Source organism: Pseudomonas sp. BIGb0381 (assembly GCF_024809815.1).
Classification (GTDB): Bacteria; Pseudomonadota; Gammaproteobacteria; order Pseudomonadales; family Pseudomonadaceae; genus Aquipseudomonas.
The window spans coordinates 224,203-243,580 of record NZ_JANUEN010000005.1 but is presented as its reverse complement, the minus strand read 5'-3'; the positions used below and the strand labels follow the sequence as shown (position 1 = coordinate 243,580).

Below are 19,378 nucleotides of genomic sequence, written 5' to 3'. Positions count from 1 at the left end.
CACCGCTCATGAAGACCACCCTTCTATGTTGATCTTCCTGCCATCGGCGCGAGCCTCCAGCACCTGGGCGCGGTTGATCGCTGCCTTCCAGGTGAAACACATCCCCATGACCTTGCCGGTGGAGCGTTCGACGACGTGATAGGCGCTGCTGCCTTTGTTGACTACCTGAAAGCGAACCTCTTGTACGGGCTGCTCTTTGCCGATCAAGGCGTACATCGCGCTGGTGGCAATGGTTGCGCGGACACGGAGGGCTGCGAGCCCTTCGGCACGCTCTTGAATTGATGGGGGCATACCTTTTCCTCGGTGTTTGAGTTAGGCGAGTAGCATCGGTTGTTCGGCGCGGCGAACCATCCTGACTTCTGCTGTACGGCGTTCTGGCACCCGGCGGTCACGACGCATTGACTCGTCACCGATCATTGCGTGCATGGCGATCAGTGCCGCCAATACGAAGCACATCGGCGAAATGATCTGGCGGCGCATAGCCTCGGCAATCATGGCGGTCTGGCGGGTAACGCCGAGCTTGAACATGGCGCAGGAAAGGCGCTTCGCTACGGTGCAGGCTGCCACGTCGAACTGGCGGGCAATCTGCTTGGCCGTCATGCCCTGGGCAGCAGATAGCAGGTACTGAAGTTCTTTGTGCGCAAGGCCGCGCCCGAGGTGGCCTTTCCATACGCCGTTGATGATTGTTACTTCCATCGTCGTGACTCCCGGTTAGTTTCCCGTCTGGCCCTGTCGCCAAGGCCAGCCAGTGAAATCTTCCGTTCTACTTAAAGAGCTTGGTCCAGTCGGTCCCGCTTTCCGGGGCTGGGAGATCACTTCGCTGATCCCATGCTATCTGGCGGCTTCACCAGTCGTTTGTGGGTTGTTAAGTCCCGCCGAACTCTTTACTAGCCGTTCGTGGCTATTAAATTATTCGTATGCGGGTTTTATGTCAAGCCAGATATGGCTATTTATTTCTTGTTATTCGTATTCGGTTTTGTGGGGGCAAACAAAAACCCGCCTAAGCGGGTTTGCTTGAACTGGTTTTTTCTAGCGACGCTTCATCCAGGAGCCTGTCACCACTCCACAGATTTTGGTGTCCTCTGGCATTTCCAAAATACGGCTTGGATAGTCGGGATTCAGGGCCAACAAGAAAACGCCTTCCTCCGTAATCTGGAGCCTTTTAAATGTTGTCTTGCGATCAGGCTCTGGCGTCCTCACGACTACATCACTGTTGTGACGAGCTTCAATATCCGGATCGACGAGGATGATTTCACCATCCCTGTACTCGGGGAACATGCTTAGCCCATTCACCTGCAGGCAGAATGCGCTGGCACTGTGGGAGTAAGGGCACTGCAGCCATTCCTCGGCATGATTTATAGATAGCAAATCAAAACTTTCGCTGAGCATCCCTGCAGCCACCCATGAGATCAGAGGTACCGGATCATAAAGGCCATGACCGGAACTGATGTTTGATTCCCCGCCCTTGAGGCGGTCAATCAGACCGTTATCAATCAAGTCTTGAGCTTCAAGCTTAAATGCTTTGGCCAACGACTCAACCCGGTCTATACCGGTGTCCGTTTCTGCTTTTAGGGCTCGACCGATCGTTGTCTGTCCAACCCCTGACTTGGCCTCCAATTTCTTTTGGGTGTTCAAGTTTTGCGAGCTGGACATGAGGTACTTGAGGTTGTTTGCCAGGATTTGGCGAGTAGAAAGCATTTTGCGTAGCCCCTAAACCATATACGGCTAATAGTCTCATCTGCGGCTAGTCGTTTGTGGCTTGACCAAGTTATTCGTATATGGCTACGATATGCGTTAATGACTAGATAGGTTAGCCGCTATGCACGTAGCCAATTTCCAAAATGACCTGCTGGGCTTCGTCAGAGGCGAGCTATCTCGCCGCCGCGGTGAATGGCGGGAAATCAGTAGCGCAGCAAAAGTCCCATATTTCACGCTGAGCAAGATCTCGAACGGTGCCACCAAGGATCCTCGGATCAGCTCGATTCAGGCTCTCACCAACTATTTCGTTGAGCATCCTAGGACGGCTTAACCGTTTGATGTCCTCCATTTTCCGCCGAGTTGGAACTCCGGAATAGAGATTATGGATTAGCTGTTAATTCATCCAGTAGCCAAATTACAGACATAAAAAAACCGCCTGGCAGGGCGGTTCAGTACAGCTTCATAACGAGGTGAATAATGATCAATAACGGCCACGCCGTCAACAGCTCGGGCGATGTCGCGACACTGTCCGGCGATTCCGAAAAGGTGTCTCGACACCTCGATTCAAATCAATTCGCTGCGATGAGTGCCGCCCTCATGATCGGCGGCCAGTACTCGCATGCATCCAAGTCTAAATTCCGCCGGAAATGCCTCGATTACTTGAAGGCGTCCCTGGCACCTGCCCAGGATGTTCCCGCATGAGTACCATCATCATGAGCCTGTGCTGGCCGTTGCAAGGCATGAGTGGCCCGCAAAAAGCAGTCCTAATCTCGCTGGCTGACAATGCAAACGACGAGGGTGTTTGCTGGCCTTCGGTCGCTCGTATTTCTGAGCGTACTTGCCTTGCTGAAAGAACCGTTCAGGCTGCCATCAAGTGGCTCGGCCAGGCGCGCATTTTGTCTGTTCGCGAACGGATGGGGCGCTCAACTATGTACACCCTGACCCCCGCAGCATATGCACCCCCGCAGGAGGCGCACCCCGCAGTAGCTGCATCCCCACCCCCGCAGCTCACGACAAAAACCCCCGCAGCAGCCGCACCCAGAACCGTAATAGAACCATCAAGTGAACCGTCACCCCTTGTTTGCGCCGAGCAACCAACGAAAATTTCGAAGCCGAAATGCCCAACCCAGGCAATCGTCGATTTGTTCAACGCAACGATCCCGGAGTTTCCCCGGGTCATGTTGTTGACCAATGATCGGATTGCCAAGGTCAGCGCACGTTGGAACGAAAGCGATGTTCATCAGGATCTCAGTTTCTGGGCCGAGTACTTCGCCCTGGTGCGCTCCAGCGAGTTTCTGATGGGCAAGGTCTCGGCTTCTGGCGGTAATCCTTTCCGCTGCAACTTCGATTGGCTGATTGCCCCGAGCAACTTCGTGAAGGTCGTTGAGGGTAATTACAATGCGTGATCCCTACAGCCTGGAAGCCGAACACGGCGTGCTGGGGGCGATGTTCCTGCGCCCTGAGCTGATCGACGTACTGGCCGCCGACCTGGTGCCCGAGGACTTTTACTACGAGGACAACGCCGAGCTGTATCGCGGGATTTTGGCCTTGCACGGTGATGGTCATCCCGTCGATATCGTGACCGTCGGGGTTTATGTGGGGGATCTGCCTGGTGGTGCGAGTTCGTTTGCCTACGCTGCAGAAATTGCCCGCAATACGCCAAGCGTTGCAAACGCCGCTTCCTACGCCGGAACGGTTCGTGAGCGCAGCCTGGATAGGTCGATCATCGAGCTGAGCGTGCGGATCAACGACATTGCCTACGGTGACCAGCCCGCGGCTGACAAGGTTGCAGCGGTACAGGCTGAGTCCCACGCCATTGACAGCCAATCGGCAACATCCGAAGTGGTCAAGGCTGAGGACTTTCTCAACGACTACATCGAGGTGCTGCAGGCACGGGCTGATCGTGGTGACGAAATTGATGGCCTGTCCACGGGCATTCCTGATTTGGACGAGAAGCTGCAAGGGCTCAAGCCTGGCCAACTGATCGTGATTGCTGGCCGTCCGGCCATGGGCAAAACCACGCTCGCCATGAACATCGCGTCTCACGCGGCCATCCGTGATGGCAAAAGCGTGATGGCGTTCAGCCTGGAAATGGATAACACGGGACTGATGGATCGCTTCATGGCGTCCGAAGGGCGAGTGCCGTTACAGCTGATCAAAAATGGCAAAGCCCCGAACACCCACGGCGCCGAGCTGATGAGTGCCGCCGGCAAGCTCAAGAAGTCGAATCTGTTCCTGTCGGATCGCGCGTCGATGTCAATGAATCGACTGCGCTCGGCGGCTCGCCGCCATAAGCGTCGCTATGGCTTGGACCTCATTGTCATCGACTACCTGCAATTGGTGGAGTCCGACTCGCGCACGTCCAGTCGTGAGCAGGAAGTCAGCCACATGACGCGCACCGCGAAGCTCATGGCACGCGAGCTGGGCGTCCCGGTGATCCTGCTCAGCCAGCTCTCCCGCAAATGCGAAGAACGGCCCAACAAGCGCCCGCTGTGTTCTGACCTGCGCGAATCCGGCGCCATTGAGCAGGACGCGGACATCATCCTGTTCGTGTACCGCGACGAGGTCTACCACGAACACACCGAAGCCAAAGGCATTGCCGAAATCATTATCGGCAAGGGCCGTGACATTGCAGGCGGCACCGTGCGCGCCGCTTTCCACGGTCAGTACAGCCGATTCGAACAGCTCGCAGCGGGCTGGGTTGAGCCGACCAAACCCGAAAAGGTCAGCAGTCTGGCCGGTCGTTACAGAAAGGAAAAAAACTGATGGCACCGATTCGCCTAGCCGTTCCGGTCCCGGCCAATTACCGCTATGCGGTGCATTGCTGCGGCTTCAAGTTGGACATGGACGTCCTGCCTGACCATGCCGTGGCTTTGTTCGCTGATGAGGCCATGGCCAAGCGCTACGGCAATTGGATGTGGCCATCGACTTTTGAGGTCGTTGACCTACTTGCCCGAAAGGAGGGCAACGTTTGAATACCCAAATCAAAACCCTGACAGTAAAACTGTCGGATGCCGAGATTGTGCGCAACGCCAAGCTCGAGCACGTGCGTGACCTGCGTGATGCCGGCCACCCGACGCTGCACTTTCGTTTCGCCAAGAACCGTGCGCGCGGGTCCTGGTACCTGCTCCACAAGCGGCAGTGGCACCGTATTGGCGCCTTTCCCGATCTGAACACCAAGCAGGTGATCGCGGCGTTGCCGGCAGTGCGCCTGCGTGTGGCGGCGGATGGGGCGGCCAGCGTGTCGGGCTGGCTGACTGTCGGCGAGCTGCTCGACTGGTTCTGTGAGCGCATGGCCAAGTCGCGGGCACTGTCTGACAAGCGCCGCGCGGCCATCAAGTCTGCGATCAGCTGCCAGCTCAAGCCGCGGCTGAATGATTTGTTGCTTCGCGATGTCAACGCACAGGCCCTCGACCGGTTGCTGATGTGGCCGGTGCAGGCTGAGCTGTCGCTGTCGTATGTTCAGCAGCTGTTTCGTCTGCTTGCGATGGCCTTTCGTCAGGCGCGCAAGCTGGATCTGATCCCCGTCAACCCGATGGCCGAGCTGAAGTTCAGCAACTTCACGTCGGCGCGCATTCAGCCCAAGCCCGCCCGGCTGCGCGATGTGCAAGTGCCCGAGTTAGTGACGCTGCTGGCTGAGCGCTTCGACAGCGCGCCAGGTGACGCCATGCTGGCCTTAATGATGCTGTGCCACGGCACCCGGATCGGTGAAACCCGCCAGGCGCGGTGGGCTGACGTTGCATTGCCTGAGCGTGAGTGGTTCCTACCGGCGGAACATACCAAGAGCAAAACCGAGTTGCGTGTGCCGCTGACTGATCAAGTATGCGCGCTGCTGCGCCATTACCGTGACCGCCAAACCACCCAGGGCTACACAGGGGCTTTTCTGTTCCCGTCGCGCCGTGGCAAGCCGCTGAGTGATAACCAAGCCAGTGCCGCGTTCACTCGGTTGGGGCAGGGCGCCTGGACCAGTCACGACCTGCGCAAGGTGGCCCGCACCGCCTGGACTGACCTCGGCGTCGACGGCCACATAGGCGAGATGTTGCTGAACCACTCCCTGGGCAAGATCGCTTCTACCTACATCAACACCCAGGCCAAAGAGCAGCGCCGCCTGGCGTTGGTGAAGTGGCACGACTGGTTAGATGCGCGTGGCTTCAAGGCGATTCACGCGCAGACAGGCGTTAGATATGAAGATTCGCGAAACCTCGTAGACGCCTTGAACGGCGGGGCCTGCGAGCCAGAACCGCAATTTGTTAAGGGCGAGGTTTTAAAACGTGCAGAAACGACAGGGGCCTGGCTTTAAGCGGGAGCGGATCGAACTTGAACCCTGCTCGATCTGCAAGGGTAGGGCGGTAGTGGCGGGGGTGTTTTATGACCTGGTTTGCACGGATTGCAACGGCTCAGGTTGGGTTGTTCAGGGGAGCAAGTTGGTGCTTTCTGTCGGCGAGTTGGTCACCCAATTAAGTTTTAAATTGCAGCAGGTACAGCGCGAAGTCTTGGCGTTAAAGACTGCTCCTACACCGATAGGGCCACAGAGCCAATACGAGCAACCAAACCGCCTGGGAGCAGGCGGAACAAATTACACAGGGGATTGAGAGCATGATGATTCGTAAGCCGGCTGGCCGGCCATTGGGGGACACCGAATACCTGCTTGAACAGTGGGGATGGTGGAGAATGGACGGGATGGGTGTGCCTGGTTACACGTCCCCTACTTTGGCGCTGATGCGGCAAGCGGTAGCACAGGTATCAGTTAGTAAGAATTACTGCATCACAGATGAGTGGGCCGTAGCTATCGATAATGCTGTGGCTAGGCTGACCCATCGAGATCAACAGATGGGAGACGTGATTTGGCTGTACTACGGCGAAAAGTGGCCAATGTTGCGAGTGGGGAAGTATTTCGGACTCAGTGAGGGGAAAGCACGTGAGTTGGCGAGGGCTGGGGCTGCTTGGGTGGATTGTGCTGTGAGTGAGATGAGGGCGGTGGCTTAACCTCTGCGACGCCTTCCTGACTGCTATCCGGCGTCAATGGTGTATTTGCACGGACTTGCCCACCCATTAGCATTCGACCTGGCCAATCATTTGTTTCGGAACTGACCAGTACGATTCGTGGGCATGACCGGCAGAGAACGCCCCGTGGCTGGCGGTCGCGAAAAAACTGCTGTCGGCGCAAAAAGCGGTCAGCTGCACTCCTGTGTACCTAATTACAAGCTTAGGCTAAGATGGCAAAATTCCATCATCACTACGGCTACACATAGGGAATTGACATGGCTGAGTTCGAACTTATTCCTGATGACCAGCAAGAAAACGAAGACGACATTGTTTCTCAAGTATCATTCAAAGACGCGGTAGTTCTTAATGCTGACTGGACTATCGAAACGATTAACCTACAAATCCAAAAGGGTAATATCGATCTGCAACCTGGATTTCAGCGCAGAGTCGCTTGGGATGATGAAAGGAAGAGCCGACTAATTGAGTCAATTATCGTAGGGCTTCCTGTGCCAAACATTGTTCTGGCAGAAAATAAGGATTCTCGCGGCAAGTTTATTGTCATTGACGGCAAGCAGCGACTTGTAGCTGTGAGCGAGTATATGCAAGGTGAGTATAAGCTTAAAGGCCTTGACATGCGCCGCGATCTTAACTTGAAAGCATTCGGCGACCTGCCTCAAGAAGATCGTGAGTATTTGGAAAACGCAACAATCAGGGCGAGCGTAATCCGAAACTGGAAAGACGAAAACTTTCTCTATGTTACTTTCTTTCGCCTTAATAGCGGCAGCCTACCACTTTCTCCGCAAGAGCTACGCAAAGCATTGATTGGCGCAAACCTCATTAGCGCCATCGATAAATACATGCTAGGTAGCGCGTCATTCAAATCCGTGTTTGGGGTTGGTTTGGACAAAAGGATGAGGGATTCGGAACTTGTACTGCGATTTGTTGCTTATGACCAGTCCTTAGCCGAGTACAGAGGTGACTTCAAAGAGTTTCTAGACAATAATACCCGATATTTCGAAGATGACTGGGCGAATAAAACCCCGCAGATTGAAAGTATCTTCCAGCGACTAGATATTGCTCTTGATGCGGCGCATAAGATATTCGGCCAAGACGCGTTTAAAAAATGGATTGGCGATAAATATGAACGCGTTATCAACCGCGCAGTATTCGATTGTATATCCCGCTTCTTCGCGCAGCCCGATGTAGCTGCCGAAGCGGTTGCACGTCAACCTGAAGTGGTAGCAGCTTTTAGAGAAGTATGCTCGACTCAGATTTTTAAAGACTCGATTGAAAAGACACCTAAAACAGTTGCTGCGACTTTTCAACGCGTTGATCTATGGGGTGAAAAGCTAGCCGCTTGCCTAGGAAGGGCTTACGATAAAAACGCGCATAGGATTGTTTAACCTATGCCAACCCAATGCGCCCACTTTGCACATTTAGAAACAAGACTCACTGATTTGAGGGTTAAGTTTCTAGATGATCTAATCAAAATTGAGAATGCTAATCCAGGACAGTTTACGCCTGACCTGGATTCTATTGCTGCTTTCAGACTTTTAATGCACGCGGAAATTGAGGATTTCTTAGAGCGAAAAGCGAAGGAGAATTTAGATAAAATAAGTCTCCAGTTAGTAAGCTCAAAGGTTGGTTCTTCTCGGTTTTTTCCTGAGTTGTTTTACATAGCAACCGTAGTGAATAAACCACTAAGCTCTGAACATGCTTTTGATGTCACGGCTTTTAAAGGTTACGTCACGCAAATGATTGGAAGTGCAAAAGGTTTCATCAAAGATAATAATGGAATCAAGGAGGGGTCATTTAATGTGTTGTCAATCTTTGCAGGAAAGACAGCAGACGAAATTGACTCAACTCTTTCAGCAAGTCTTAACAGTTATGGGAAAAGTCGGGGCGATGTAGCACATCAAAGCACAAAGCACTCTTCCACAATTAATGCACCCAGTGTTGAATTTGCTTCTGCTAAGGACCTAGTGGATGGGCTGGCCTTATATTTTGATCTAACGAAGTAGAATGATTACGGGAAGTCATTTCGTCCATACTTCTGCGAATATTCGAGCAAACAAATGCAGGATAACTTTGTGCGCGTCTGGGGGGGGCCTGCGCCCCGGCGACTATCTTCCCGCCGGTTAGTACTGCTCGATGGTAGCTTTTGGCCGTCCTCTGCCGATCATGGTTTCAACGCGTGTTGGTCAAATCCGGTGCCATCTTTGGACAGAGCGAACGCAAATGGGTGGTCAAGTAGAGCGGAGTTTCGCAATTTAATCACGGAGAAGGTCACATGGACGTGTATGTAAAAGCGGCGCTGATTGTCTCGGTAGCGGTCGTTTTTGTAGTGCTTCGATCCAGGGCTAAGGGGAATAAACCTACGGCAAGCGCGGAAGCGGTTGACTGGAAGGATGGGGAGCTGGAGCGGATATTGCCCCAGTCGCATAAAGTTATTCGGCTAAACCTCACAGAGCTTCAGAAGGTCGCTCTCACTTCGGCCTGCTTGGGATACACAATTTATGCCGAGGGTCGATTTCAGCCAGGGCCAAACGAAGAGATTGAAATTTACTCGATAAGGACTGTGGACTCTCTTGTTAAAAGGGGATTTCTCGAGTCAGACGGATCGGGTGGATACGTCATTACCCAGTCGGGTCGCGACGGACTGAGGACGAGTTGCGGTTATTGAAATTAAAGCTTTTCCGCACGGAATAGATTTGTTTTTATAGCAGCGTGTATTGCTGTGAACGCAGCGAGACGCCTTCAAAACCCGGCCACTAAGCCGGGTTTTTTGTTCCTATTTTCAAGCCCTGCCATTCAGCGGGGCTTTTTTGTTTTCGGCCCCACGCCTGTCTCCTTGCCTAAAGCGGATGCCAGCTACGTAGAGGCCGACCTATTTGAGGACTCAAGATGAACTCCGAGCATCAGGCACTGACCGATGTACCCCTGTGGTTGTTGGTTCTGCTGAGCCTCGCTGGTTTGTCTGGAGAAATGCTTCGTGCATCAGGCAGCGACCTGGGCCTTCGCCAAATCCTTCAGCGAGTAGCACTGCGCTTTCTCGCTTCTGGCCTGCTGGGTATGGCCACGTTGCTGCTCGCAATGGCCCTTTGGAACAACCTCTACCTGGCGGCCGGCTTGGGCATCGTAATCGCCGTGATAGGTGCAGATGTTGCTGGTGGCCTGTACACGCAATTCTTGGCACGTAAGGCGGGCGTTAGCGACCCGGCTTCAGGCCGTACCACTAACGGTCAGTAGATCGACAGAGTCGGGGAGGGACGATGTTCAAGGTCGACATGTCGCTGGACGCGTTTCCAGTTTCTGCGGGCATGCTGGAGCTAGAGAAAAAGCACATTCCATTTGTGATGGCTCGCACCGCGACCTTACTGGCCAAGCGGGTCAAGAAGGGCACCATCACGGTGATGCAGAAACGCCTGGACCGGCCCACCCCGACCACGCTGAACAGCCTGTTCGTAAAAATGGCCACCAAGGCGCGAGCCGCTGAGGTCTACTTCAAAGACTCATGGGCGTCGGGCATTCCTGCCGACACTTACCTTCAGCAGGCGGTGAGTGGTGGTATGCGGCCTCACAAGCGTTTCGAGAAATCGTTGATAGCACGCGGCATTATGCGCAGCGGCCAATACGCCGTGCCCACCACGGCTTTTATGAATCAGTACGGCAACGTGTCGCGCGGCACGATGTTGAAGATCCTGTCGGGCCTGGGGGCTGCTGAATCGACGCGGGGCTATCAGGCAAACGCCAGTGGCAGTGCTCGAAGTCGACGTAAGGGCAACGCCCATCGCTTCTTCTCAGGTGTTGTTGACGGCACGCAGGGTGTGTGGGAGCGCAAGTCCATGGGCATGGGCGATGCAGTCCGGCCGGTGTTCATCTTCGCGGATTCAGCGCCCAGGTATCGAACCATTTTCCCGTTCTTCAAGATCGGGCAAAACATCGTAAACGCGAACTATAAAGCTGACGCAGCGACCGCCTGGGCTGAGGCGATGGCTTCGGCCCGGTAATGGCCATAGTCGCCATCAAATCAGAAAAAAGGGTGAAAAAATTGGCCTTTTCTTCGGTTTTCTCGCCTTTTTAACTTGACAGGGCGGCCGCTGCGAAAAAATCAAAGGTACTCCCGGACCGCCACCCCCTAAGGGGGTAATTCGGGCCCCGCGTCTTCGCTATATATGACCCATTTTCAAAGGTTGGTTGTTGTGTAGTTATGGTTAATCAATCGATCACCCGTAAGCCGGAGTGGCTGAACAAATCACGCATGGCGGACAGCCTCGGGATTACCACGCAAGCCTTCGATAAATGGGGGGTGACGCCCATTGCCAAGATCGGCCGGGAGTCGTTTTACGACGTGCGTTCTGTGCTGGATAACCGGCTGGTTCACAAGGGCGAGAAACAACAACCGCTCGATGACGACGGCCAACCAATCGATCCGCTGATTGAGTACAAGCAAGCGCAGCAGAAACTGCGGTTGACCACTGAGCAAGCCGACGCCCAAGAAATGCGTAATCGGGTGAAAGCCAAAAAGCTGGTGCCGGTGGATTTCTGCCTGTTCGCCCTGGGCAAGTTGAGCGCGATGCTCGGCTCAACCCTGGACACCATTCACATCAAAGTGAAACGCAAGCACCCGGATATCGAGGTGCGTCACATCGAGGCTATCCAACGTGAAATAGCCGTTACGCGGAACGAAGCGGTCAACCTGGCCGACACCTTGCCGGAGCTTCTAGATGAGTTCGTCGAAGCCCTGGATGAGGGCGCTGATTGATAGCGTCCGTAAGGGCCTAACCGGTCTCTACAAGGAACCGCCACTGACGGCGGTTGAGTGGGCCGATAAGCATTTTTACCTGTCTTCCGAGTCGTCCTATCAGGAGGGGCGGTGGACCACGGCGCCGTTTCAGGTTGCCATTCTTAATGCGATGGGCAATGACCTGATCGCCGTAGTCAACGTGCTGAAGTCTGCACGGGTTGGCTATACCAAGATGCTGGTAGCCAACAAGGGCTACAAGATCCAGCACAAGAAACGCAACGTGTTGTCGTGGTGCCCGACGGACCCCGATGCCGACACCATGATGAAACGGCACATCGAAACGATGATTCGCGATGTGCCCCTGGTGCGCGCTTTGGCGCCCTGGTACGGCGTGAAGCACCGAGACAACACCCTAGACGAAAAGCGTTTTGATAACTCGAAAATGCTTTGGTGCCTGGGAGGTAAAGCGGCGCGCAATTACCGGGAGAAAAGCCCTGATGAAGTGATCTACGACGAACTGTCAAAGTTCGACGCCGATATCGAGGGTGAGGGCTCCCCGACGATGCTGGGGGATAAGCGCCTTGAAGGTGCGACGTTCCCTAAGTCGATTCGCGGGTCAACGCCTGGGGTGATCGTTGCCGGCGGTGAGGACGACGAGTCAGTGGGGGAGGGCTGCCAAATCAGTCGGGCGGCTGATGAATCGCCGCACTTCCTGCGGTTCAACATCAAATGTCCATGCTGCGGCACAGAGCAGCATTTGAAATGGGGAGCCTTCGACAAGCCTTACGGCATGCGCTGGCGTCTCGATGGATACGGCCAGGTAGAGAAAGCCTGGTACTTGTGCGAGTCCGGCAACGGTTGCACGTTCGAATACCACGAAATGATCCAGGCGTCAGTTGCTGGTCGCTACATCTGCGAGCGCCAAGGTATTTGGACCCGCGACGGGATGGAGTGGTTTTCCGCTGATGATCAGCCGATCACCACGCCGCGATCTGTCACGTTCCACATCTGGACCGTGTATTCCGAGTTCGTTACTTGGGCTTCGGTGGTCAGCGAATGGCTGAAGGTAGGCAAGGACCGGGGCAAGCTCAAGACTTTTATCAACACCACCCTGGGCGAAGCATGGGAAGAAGACCAAGGCGAGAAACTGGAATGGGAAGTGTTGGCCAAGCGGCGTAGCAACTACCTGAAAGTGCCCGCCCGGGGTGTCGCGCTGTTCGGCGGGATTGACACGCAGGATGACCGTTATGAGGGCCGTGTTTGGGCTTTCGGCGCCGGTGAGGAAGCGTGGCTAGTTCACCGTTGGGTGCTGACCGGTGACCCTGCAAGCGTTGAGCTGCGCAAGAAAGTGGGCCAGGAAATACGACGCCAGTTCACCCGCGAAGACGGCACGCTAATGCGTGTAGAGCGCTGGTGCTGGGACTCCGGCGGCCACTACTCGGACGAAGTGCGGAAGGAAAGTAAAAAGCACGGTGTCACCTGGGTTATCCCGGTGTTCGGCGCTGCGACCTACGGCAAGAAGATTGCCACCTTCCCGAAGAAAAAGACCAAGGGCGACCGGGTTTACCTCACTGAGGTAGGTACGGACAACGCCAAGGAACTGATCTACAGCCGCTTGAAAATCGAACCGGACGGCGACCGTCCGGCACCTGAGTGCATCCATCTGCCCCTCAACGAGCTGGTGTGTGACGAAGACGAAATGAAGCAGCTGACCAGCGAGCGTAAAGAATGGGTGGTCTCCAAAGGCCGCCGGGTTCAGCGCTGGACTAACGGCCGCCGCCGCAATGAAGCCCTCGACTGTTTTGTGTATGCACTGGCCGCCCTGCGGATCAGTCAGGAGCGTTTCGGCCTGGATCTGGAGCAACTGGCCTTAGAGGCTCAGTTCGTTCCGGCCACGGGCGCGTGGGAGGTGCCGGAAGTGCCCGAACTGAATGAGCCAGAAGAATCAGAGCCGCCGATTGAGTCGGCGCGGCCTGAGCCCCCATCAACTCAAGCCGACGCCCCTGGCGACTGGCATAACGTGGAAAGTAACGGATGGCTATAAACGCGCAGGAGATGCTGGACAAGTATCTGGAGGCAGAGACCGCCATTCTGCTGGGTAAAACGACCATTTTTAATGGCCGCACCCACACCATGGCCGAACTGCCGCAAATCCAAGCAGGTCGACGCGAATGGGAGCGCCGGGTTATCGCCCAGCGCGCCGCCGTGCAGGGCAGTCCGGGTTATGCCCTGGCTGAGTTTCGTTGAACTTCATCGACCGCTGCATTGCAGCGGTTAGTCCGGGTGCGGGGTTGCGGCGCCTGGCGGCACGTAGCGGAATTCAAGCCTTTGAGGCTGCGGAGGTTACGCGCACACACAAGGCGAAGCGACAAACGCGAAGCGCTGACAGCTCGTTGCAGCGCGACGCTGAATCGTTGCGCGGCCAGGCTCGAAAGTTGGACGAAGACCATGACCTGGTGACGGGTATTTTCGACCGGTTGGAAGAGCGAGTAGTGGGTGGTGCCGGGATCGCGGTTGAGCCGCTGCCCCTGGATCACGCGGGCAATATTCACCTGGAGTTCGCGGCACAAATCAAAGACCTGTGGGCCGAGTGGTCCTTGCGGCCGGAAACATCAGGGGAGTTGACCCGGGCACAAATGGAACGCCTGGTTTGCCGCACTTGGCTACGCGACGGCGAATCGTTGGCCCAGCAGCTGTTGGGCAAGGTGCCCAACTTCAAGCACTTGCACAAAGTGCCTTTTACGCTGGAGTTGCTGGAGCCTGATTACCTGCCCTGGAGCTACAACGACGAATCGAAAGGGATTTGCCAGGGCATCACACGCGACGCCTGGCGCCGTGTTGTTGGATACAACCTGCTTAAGCGTCACCCCGGCAGTGCCTTGGGTTTCAGCATGTCGGTGGATACCAAGTTCGTGCCGGCTGATCGGATGTTGCACATCGCGTACCGCAAGCGAATTGGGCAGAACAGGGGCCAGCCTCTGTTGCACGCCGTGTTGACGCGCTTGGCGGACATCAAGGACTACGAAGAAAGCGAGCGCGTTGCTGCCCGGATAAGCGCGGCCCTGGCGATGTTTATCAAGAAGGGCTCGACCGACGACTACGTGGTTGCGCCTACGACTGCCGGCAAAGATGGCCAGGCCACCGGTGCCCGAAGTATTCCCATTGCCCCCGGCATGGTGTTTGACGGGCTTCTGCCCGGCGAAGACGTGGGGATGATCGAAAGCAACCGGCCCAGCCAGTTTGTGGAGAGTTTCCGCAACGGTCAGTTGCGCGCGGTTGCGGCGGGTACGCGCATTGGCTACTCCACGGCGACGCGCAGTTACACGGGCACTTACTCGGCCCAGCGTCAGGAATTGGTGGAGTCGCAACTGGGTTACGACCTGCTGCAGCACGAATTCATCGACTACTGGTCGCGCAAGGTTTACCGGGCCTTTATCGAAATGGCGTTGGTCAGCGGCGTACTTGTGCCGCCAGGCGACGTAAACATGGATTCGGTGTGCGGCGCGGTTTATCAGGGGCCGGTGATGCCCTGGATTAACCCGGTGCATGAGGCGACCGCCTGGGATGCGCTGGTGCAGGGTGGTTTTGCCGATGAGGCCGAAGTGATCCGAGCGCGCGGGCGAAACCCGCAAGAGCTTAAGCGTTCGCGTCAGGCGGAAATCGAAAGCAACCGAGCGAAAGGGCTGGTGTTCAGCTCCGACGCCTATCACAAGTTCTACGGGAAAGTGACCGTCAATGCAGACCTATCAAGCGAAAAAGAGAAAGCGTGAAGCGCCGCCGCTGACGATGCCCAGGGCGTCGGTTCAGTCGTCGGTTTCGTCCGTGATTACGGCGGCAAACCAGCCAGTGGAGAGTTGGTACTCAATGCGCGCCATGGCGCGCGGTAGTGTCGAGATCCTGCTGTATGACGAGATCGGCGGATGGGGTATCACCGCCAAGCAGTTTGCCCAGGATCTGGCCGCCTGTGGTGACGTGTCACAAATCAACCTGCGCATTCATTCGCCCGGTGGCGATGTGTTTGCCGGCATGGCGATTTACAACACGCTCAAGGCCCACCCGGCCCGTTTAGATGTGTACATCGACGGCTTGGCGGCTTCCATGGCCAGCGTGATCGCGATGGCGGGTGACAAGGTGTACATGCCGACCAACGCCATGATGATGATCCACAAGCCCTGGGGCGCCCAGGGCGGCGATGCGGAAGATATGCGCCGCTATGCCGACCTGCTCGATAAGGTTGAAGGAACGTTGGTGCAGGCCTACGTCAGCAAGACCAGCAAGAGCGCGGAAGAAATCCACGCGCTGTTGAAGGATGAAACATGGATGGATGGCAGCGAGGCGGTGGCAGCCGGCTTCGCTGATCAGTTGATTGATCCGCTGGTAGCTGCCGCACAACTCAAATCGAAACGCATGCAGGAGTTTGAACACATGCCGCCAGAAGCTTTTCACAGTTTGATGAACCCGCGTAACCAAGTGCCTGCCCCGGCTCCAGCTCCAGCGCCTGCCCCGGCAAACTCCCTGTCGGCTGACCAGATCCGCGCCCAGGTCATTGCCGAGGAAGGCGTACGCCGTACCGGTATCACTGCCGCTTTCGGCAGCTTTGCGACTGCTCATCCTGAGCTTTTGCAGGCTTGCGTAGCTGACATGGCCTGCACTGTTGAAAGTGCCCGGGCGCAGCTGTTGGCTAAGTTGGGCGAGCAGTCCACGCCGTCGAATATCCCGGGCCTGCACGGCCATATCTCCAACGGAAATCTCGTTGGCGACTCGGTGCGTGCTTCTCTGGAGGCGAGGATCGGCATTACCGCAATCGAGGCCAGCAATGGCCTGAATCATATGCGGCTGAACGAGCTGGCACGTGCCTCCCTGACTGAGCGCGGCATTCTGGTGGCCACGCTCAATCCGATGCAGATGGTCGGTCTGGCCTTTACTCACAGCTCCAGCGACTTCGGGCAAATCCTCTTGGATATTGCCGGAAAGTCGGTTTTGACCGGATGGGAAGAAGCCCCCGAGACGTTCCAGCTCTGGACCAAAAAAGGCCAGTTGAGCGACTTCAAAACGTCTTCGCGTGTCGGCTTGGGCGAGTTCCCGAGCTTGCGCGAAGTGCGCCCGGGCGCCGAGTACAAGCACATCACCCTGAGTGATCGCGGCGAGCCGATCACGCTGGCCACCTACGGCGAGCTGTTTTCGATCACCCGTCAGGCGATCATCAACGACGACCTATCGTTGTTGAGTGACGTGCCTTACAAGATGGGCCAGGCGGCGCGTGCAACCATCGGCGATCTGGTCTATGCGGTACTGACCAGTCCGCCGAAGATGCGCGACGGCAAGTCGTTGTTTGATGCTTCGCGCAAAAACAACGCGGCTGGTCCAGCGTCTGAGCTGTCCATTGCCAGCTTGATCGCTGGTAAGACTGCAATGGCCTCGCAAAAAACCCAGGTTGATGGTGGCAAGCCTCGCACCTTGAACATTCGCCCAGCCTACGTGCTGACCCCGGTTGCCCTGGAAGACAAGGCCAATCAAATCATCAACTCGGCCTCTGTGCCGGGCGCTGATGCTAACTCTGGCATCATCAACCCGATTCGCGGCTTTGCCAAAGTGATCGGTGAGCCGCGTCTGGATGATGCGTCGGCAACGGCCTGGTACATGGCTGCCAAGCAAGGCAGCGACACCATTGAAGTGGCTTACCTCAACGGCATTGATACCCCTTATGTGGAGCAGCAAAACGGCTTCAGCGTCGACGGCGTGGCCAGCAAGGTGCGTATCGACGCAGGCGTTGCTCCTGCCGACTTCCGCGGCCTGTACAGCGCCGCCGGCAAGTAATAACCGCTGTCCCTGATAACCCCGCCCAGTGCGGGGTTTGTTGTTTTTGCGTTCTGGAGAATTGAACGATGTCTAAGAATTATCAAGGCGCCGGGCAGACGGTCACCTTTACTTCGCCAACTGCTGGGACGACTTCCGGCGTTCCGCTGGCTATCAACTCCCTCGTGGTGGTTCCGATGGATACCACCAAGAAGGGCGAACCGTGCGTGGGTGCCCTGGGTGGTTCGTGGCTGCTGCCGGTTACCGGTGCCCTGAAGCAGGGCTCCAAGGTCAGTTTGTTGGCTGGTGGGTTGGTCGCAGACGGCACAGCAGACGCTGTTCCGTTCGGGAAGCTGCTGACTGACGCGTCTGGCGGCTTCGCTGAAGCCTTGTTGATCCAGTAATGGCCGGCGGCTTTCGGGCCCTGGCTGATCGCATGGACGCTCTGGCGGTTGAGCGCCTGGGCGATCCGGCGACGCTGGCAGATGGTCGTGGGGTCTTCGGTGCGTTTGCTTCCCCCTTTGTCGGCGCCGAAATCGGCGGTGGGAAAACCGGAGCCGCACGCCTGGGCGGGGCAATCAATGCCGACGAGGTGTTAGAGCCCACCCTGAATGCGCGAGTGGTCGACGTGCAAGGCGTCAAGAAGGGCGACCATTTAACCATTGAGCTGCCGACCCTGTTGGGCGGTGGCCGTTACAAGGTTGTCCGTCTGAAGCCCGATGGTTCCGGCATGGTCGACTTGGTGTTGAGCGTATCCAATGAGCGAACTGACGACATTACATGATGCGATCACTCGCATAATTAGCGAACAGATGCCCCGGGTTGTGCATGTTGAACAGTTCCCGGAGCTGGGCGCCGAGGTGATGACGCCGGCGCTGTTGTACGGGATCACTGATATGGCACCGGGCCAGGATCGGGGAGAGGGGAAAACGGCGATCATTGGTCGTTTCCAGTCCTGCATTCTGGTGGAGGCAGACCGGCCCAAGGCATCGCTCCAAGCCGCTATCTTGGCTGGCCAAATGATGACGGTGCTAAAGGATCAGCTTTGGGATTTGGATTTTGTTACCGGCCCGCCGGCGCAGGTCCACGCCCAGCCTGAAGCCCCAACGCCTGAGCTTGAACAGTTCGTCATGTGGTCGGTTCAATGGATCCAGCCTTTCGAATTGGGGGAGTTCACGTGGCCATGGCCTGATGAGTCCCTAAGCGGCCCCGTGGCCCCTGCTGGGGAGTTCACCAGTGATACCGGCCCCGTTTACCCTGAGGATGCGGTATGAGCTACGCCAGTGCCGAACATGACCGCATGATTGCCGCCATGCTGATGCCCTGCGTGGTGGTCGGTGTGGATCTGGCGGCGCCGGCGGTGCGTGTCAGCAATGGCGAATGGACTAGCGCCTGGGTGCGCTGGCACAGCCTGGCGGCGGGCAAGGCGCGGCACTGGCGAGCGCCCAGCCTGGGCGAGCAGGGGGTTTTGTTTAACCCAAGCGGCCAGGCTGGCATGGGCACGTTTATCCCGGGCCTGTACGGCAACGCCGGCGGGCCGCCGGATAACCGGGACCATGTAGAAGTCTGGCGTTTTGACGACGGAGGCTCCCTGGTTTACGACTGGGAGGCAAAGACTTACACCATCACGCTGCCCACGGGTACGGTCACTATCAAAGTGGGCAGCACAGTGGTTACCGTTACGGATAACGCGGTGAATGCCACGGTGGGCGGTACCGAGTTCGATCTGGCGCCCGGTTGGGCCGCGATCAAATCGCCGCAGATAGCGTTGATCGGCGCGGTAGAAATCGACGGCCCGTTACACGTAACGCAAAGCATCACCGGCGCCGCCGATATTCTGGCGGCCGGTAATAGCGATAACCACCACACGCACTAACCCAATTCACCTACAGCCCGCCGCGTGCGGGTTTTTTCATGCCCGGAGAAATCATGGCCAAGACCATCGAAAAGCCCGCAACCGAAGAACAAGCCACTGCTGCGCCGGCGACTTTGACGTTCCGCGATCTGGTCTACACGTCGCGCACGCTGGTCGTGCCCGATACCGATCGTACCTACCCGGTGGCCAAGGGCCTGGTGGTGGTGCCGGAGTCCGATAAAGAGGCTGTGGCCTTCCTGAAGGCTCATAGCGAATACGCCGCCCAGGAGGGCTAA

The 19,378-nt window shown here is 56.6% G+C and carries 23 protein-coding genes; 20 read left to right on the top strand and 3 right to left on the bottom strand.

Annotated features, from left to right (window positions below; all coding sequences use genetic code 11):
* Window positions 1-6: 6 nt before the first annotated feature.
* The 3 genes from M2397_RS16370 to M2397_RS16360 form a co-directional block, all read right to left on the bottom strand.
* Entirely contained in the window at window positions 7-291 is a 285-nt protein-coding gene (locus tag M2397_RS16370) for a hypothetical protein (protein ID WP_259244055.1), read from the bottom strand.
* A 21-nt stretch (window positions 292-312) separates the two neighbouring features.
* Entirely contained in the window at window positions 313-696 is a 384-nt protein-coding gene (locus M2397_RS16365) for a LuxR C-terminal-related transcriptional regulator (protein ID WP_259244054.1), read from the bottom strand.
* Between the two features lie 333 nt (window positions 697-1,029).
* Window positions 1,030-1,698 carry a LexA family transcriptional regulator gene (locus M2397_RS16360; RefSeq protein WP_259244053.1) on the bottom strand — a complete coding sequence of 223 codons (669 nt, stop codon included), beginning with the start codon at window positions 1,696-1,698 and terminating at the stop codon, window positions 1,030-1,032.
* A 477-nt stretch (window positions 1,699-2,175) separates the two neighbouring features.
* On the opposite strand from M2397_RS16360, the gene M2397_RS16355 reads away from it, so the two are divergent.
* The 20 genes from M2397_RS16355 to M2397_RS16255 all read left to right on the top strand — a co-directional run bounded on the left by M2397_RS16355 (window position 2,176) and on the right by M2397_RS16255 (window position 19,378).
* Window positions 2,176-2,400, top strand: a complete 225-nt coding sequence (locus tag M2397_RS16355) for a hypothetical protein (RefSeq protein WP_259244052.1) — start codon at window positions 2,176-2,178, stop codon at window positions 2,398-2,400.
* Window positions 2,397-3,104 (top strand): helix-turn-helix domain-containing protein, encoded by a 708-nt coding sequence (locus tag M2397_RS16350; protein ID WP_259244051.1) that lies wholly within the window; start codon window positions 2,397-2,399, stop codon window positions 3,102-3,104. The genes M2397_RS16355 and M2397_RS16350 overlap by 4 nt, the downstream gene beginning before the upstream one ends.
* Window positions 3,097-4,464, top strand: a complete 1,368-nt coding sequence (dnaB, locus tag M2397_RS16345) for a replicative DNA helicase (RefSeq protein WP_259244050.1) — start codon at window positions 3,097-3,099, stop codon at window positions 4,462-4,464. Before M2397_RS16350 ends, dnaB begins: the two co-directional genes overlap by 8 nt.
* Window positions 4,464-4,673, top strand: coding sequence for a hypothetical protein (locus tag M2397_RS16340; protein WP_259244049.1), 210 nt, complete (start codon window positions 4,464-4,466; stop codon window positions 4,671-4,673). Before dnaB ends, M2397_RS16340 begins: the two co-directional genes overlap by 1 nt.
* Window positions 4,670-5,998 carry a site-specific integrase gene (locus tag M2397_RS16335; protein ID WP_259244048.1) on the top strand — a complete coding sequence of 443 codons (1,329 nt, stop codon included), beginning with the start codon at window positions 4,670-4,672 and terminating at the stop codon, window positions 5,996-5,998. Before M2397_RS16340 ends, M2397_RS16335 begins: the two co-directional genes overlap by 4 nt.
* 296 nt (window positions 5,999-6,294) lie before the next feature.
* Window positions 6,295-6,684, top strand: a complete 390-nt coding sequence (locus M2397_RS16325) for an antiterminator Q family protein (RefSeq protein WP_259244046.1) — start codon at window positions 6,295-6,297, stop codon at window positions 6,682-6,684.
* A 275-nt stretch (window positions 6,685-6,959) separates the two neighbouring features.
* A complete protein-coding gene (locus M2397_RS16320; RefSeq protein ID WP_259244045.1) occupies window positions 6,960-8,087 on the top strand; it encodes a DUF262 domain-containing protein in 1,128 nt (375 codons plus the stop codon).
* A 3-nt stretch (window positions 8,088-8,090) separates the two neighbouring features.
* Entirely contained in the window at window positions 8,091-8,705 is a 615-nt protein-coding gene (locus tag M2397_RS16315; RefSeq protein ID WP_259244044.1) for a hypothetical protein, read from the top strand.
* Between the two features lie 883 nt (window positions 8,706-9,588).
* Entirely contained in the window at window positions 9,589-9,933 is a 345-nt protein-coding gene (locus M2397_RS16310; protein WP_259244043.1) for a phage holin family protein, read from the top strand.
* A gap of 23 nt (window positions 9,934-9,956) precedes the next feature.
* Window positions 9,957-10,694 carry a hypothetical protein gene (locus M2397_RS16305; protein ID WP_259244042.1) on the top strand — a complete coding sequence of 246 codons (738 nt, stop codon included), beginning with the start codon at window positions 9,957-9,959 and terminating at the stop codon, window positions 10,692-10,694.
* A 200-nt stretch (window positions 10,695-10,894) separates the two neighbouring features.
* On the top strand, window positions 10,895-11,449 hold the full coding sequence (locus tag M2397_RS16300; RefSeq protein ID WP_259244041.1) for a terminase small subunit: 555 nt from the start codon (window positions 10,895-10,897) through the stop codon (window positions 11,447-11,449).
* Window positions 11,412-13,475 (top strand): phage terminase large subunit family protein, encoded by a 2,064-nt coding sequence (locus M2397_RS16295; protein WP_259244040.1) that lies wholly within the window; start codon window positions 11,412-11,414, stop codon window positions 13,473-13,475. Before M2397_RS16300 ends, M2397_RS16295 begins: the two co-directional genes overlap by 38 nt.
* Window positions 13,466-13,678 (top strand): primosomal replication protein PriB/PriC domain protein, encoded by a 213-nt coding sequence (locus M2397_RS16290; protein WP_259244039.1) that lies wholly within the window; start codon window positions 13,466-13,468, stop codon window positions 13,676-13,678. Before M2397_RS16295 ends, M2397_RS16290 begins: the two co-directional genes overlap by 10 nt.
* The gene (locus M2397_RS16285) at window positions 13,675-15,201 is read left to right on the top strand and encodes a phage portal protein (protein ID WP_259244038.1); all 1,527 of its coding nucleotides are present in this window, start codon (window positions 13,675-13,677) and stop codon (window positions 15,199-15,201) included. The genes M2397_RS16290 and M2397_RS16285 overlap by 4 nt, the downstream gene beginning before the upstream one ends.
* Before the next feature lie 16 nt (window positions 15,202-15,217).
* Complete coding sequence (locus tag M2397_RS16280) at window positions 15,218-17,248, top strand: ClpP-like prohead protease/major capsid protein fusion protein (protein WP_259244113.1); 2,031 nt, start codon at window positions 15,218-15,220, stop codon at window positions 17,246-17,248.
* A gap of 68 nt (window positions 17,249-17,316) precedes the next feature.
* Window positions 17,317-17,631 carry a DUF2190 family protein gene (locus tag M2397_RS16275; protein ID WP_259244037.1) on the top strand — a complete coding sequence of 105 codons (315 nt, stop codon included), beginning with the start codon at window positions 17,317-17,319 and terminating at the stop codon, window positions 17,629-17,631.
* 32 nt (window positions 17,632-17,663) lie between these two features.
* The gene (locus tag M2397_RS16270; protein ID WP_259244036.1) at window positions 17,664-18,011 is read left to right on the top strand and encodes a hypothetical protein; all 348 of its coding nucleotides are present in this window, start codon (window positions 17,664-17,666) and stop codon (window positions 18,009-18,011) included.
* Window positions 17,986-18,501 carry a hypothetical protein gene (locus M2397_RS16265; protein ID WP_259244035.1) on the top strand — a complete coding sequence of 172 codons (516 nt, stop codon included), beginning with the start codon at window positions 17,986-17,988 and terminating at the stop codon, window positions 18,499-18,501. The genes M2397_RS16270 and M2397_RS16265 overlap by 26 nt, the downstream gene beginning before the upstream one ends.
* A complete protein-coding gene (locus tag M2397_RS16260) occupies window positions 18,498-19,103 on the top strand; it encodes a phage baseplate assembly protein V (RefSeq protein ID WP_259244034.1) in 606 nt (201 codons plus the stop codon). The genes M2397_RS16265 and M2397_RS16260 overlap by 4 nt, the downstream gene beginning before the upstream one ends.
* A 38-nt stretch (window positions 19,104-19,141) precedes the next feature.
* Window positions 19,142-19,378 carry a hypothetical protein gene (locus M2397_RS16255; RefSeq protein ID WP_310521932.1) on the top strand — a complete coding sequence of 79 codons (237 nt, stop codon included), beginning with the start codon at window positions 19,142-19,144 and terminating at the stop codon, window positions 19,376-19,378.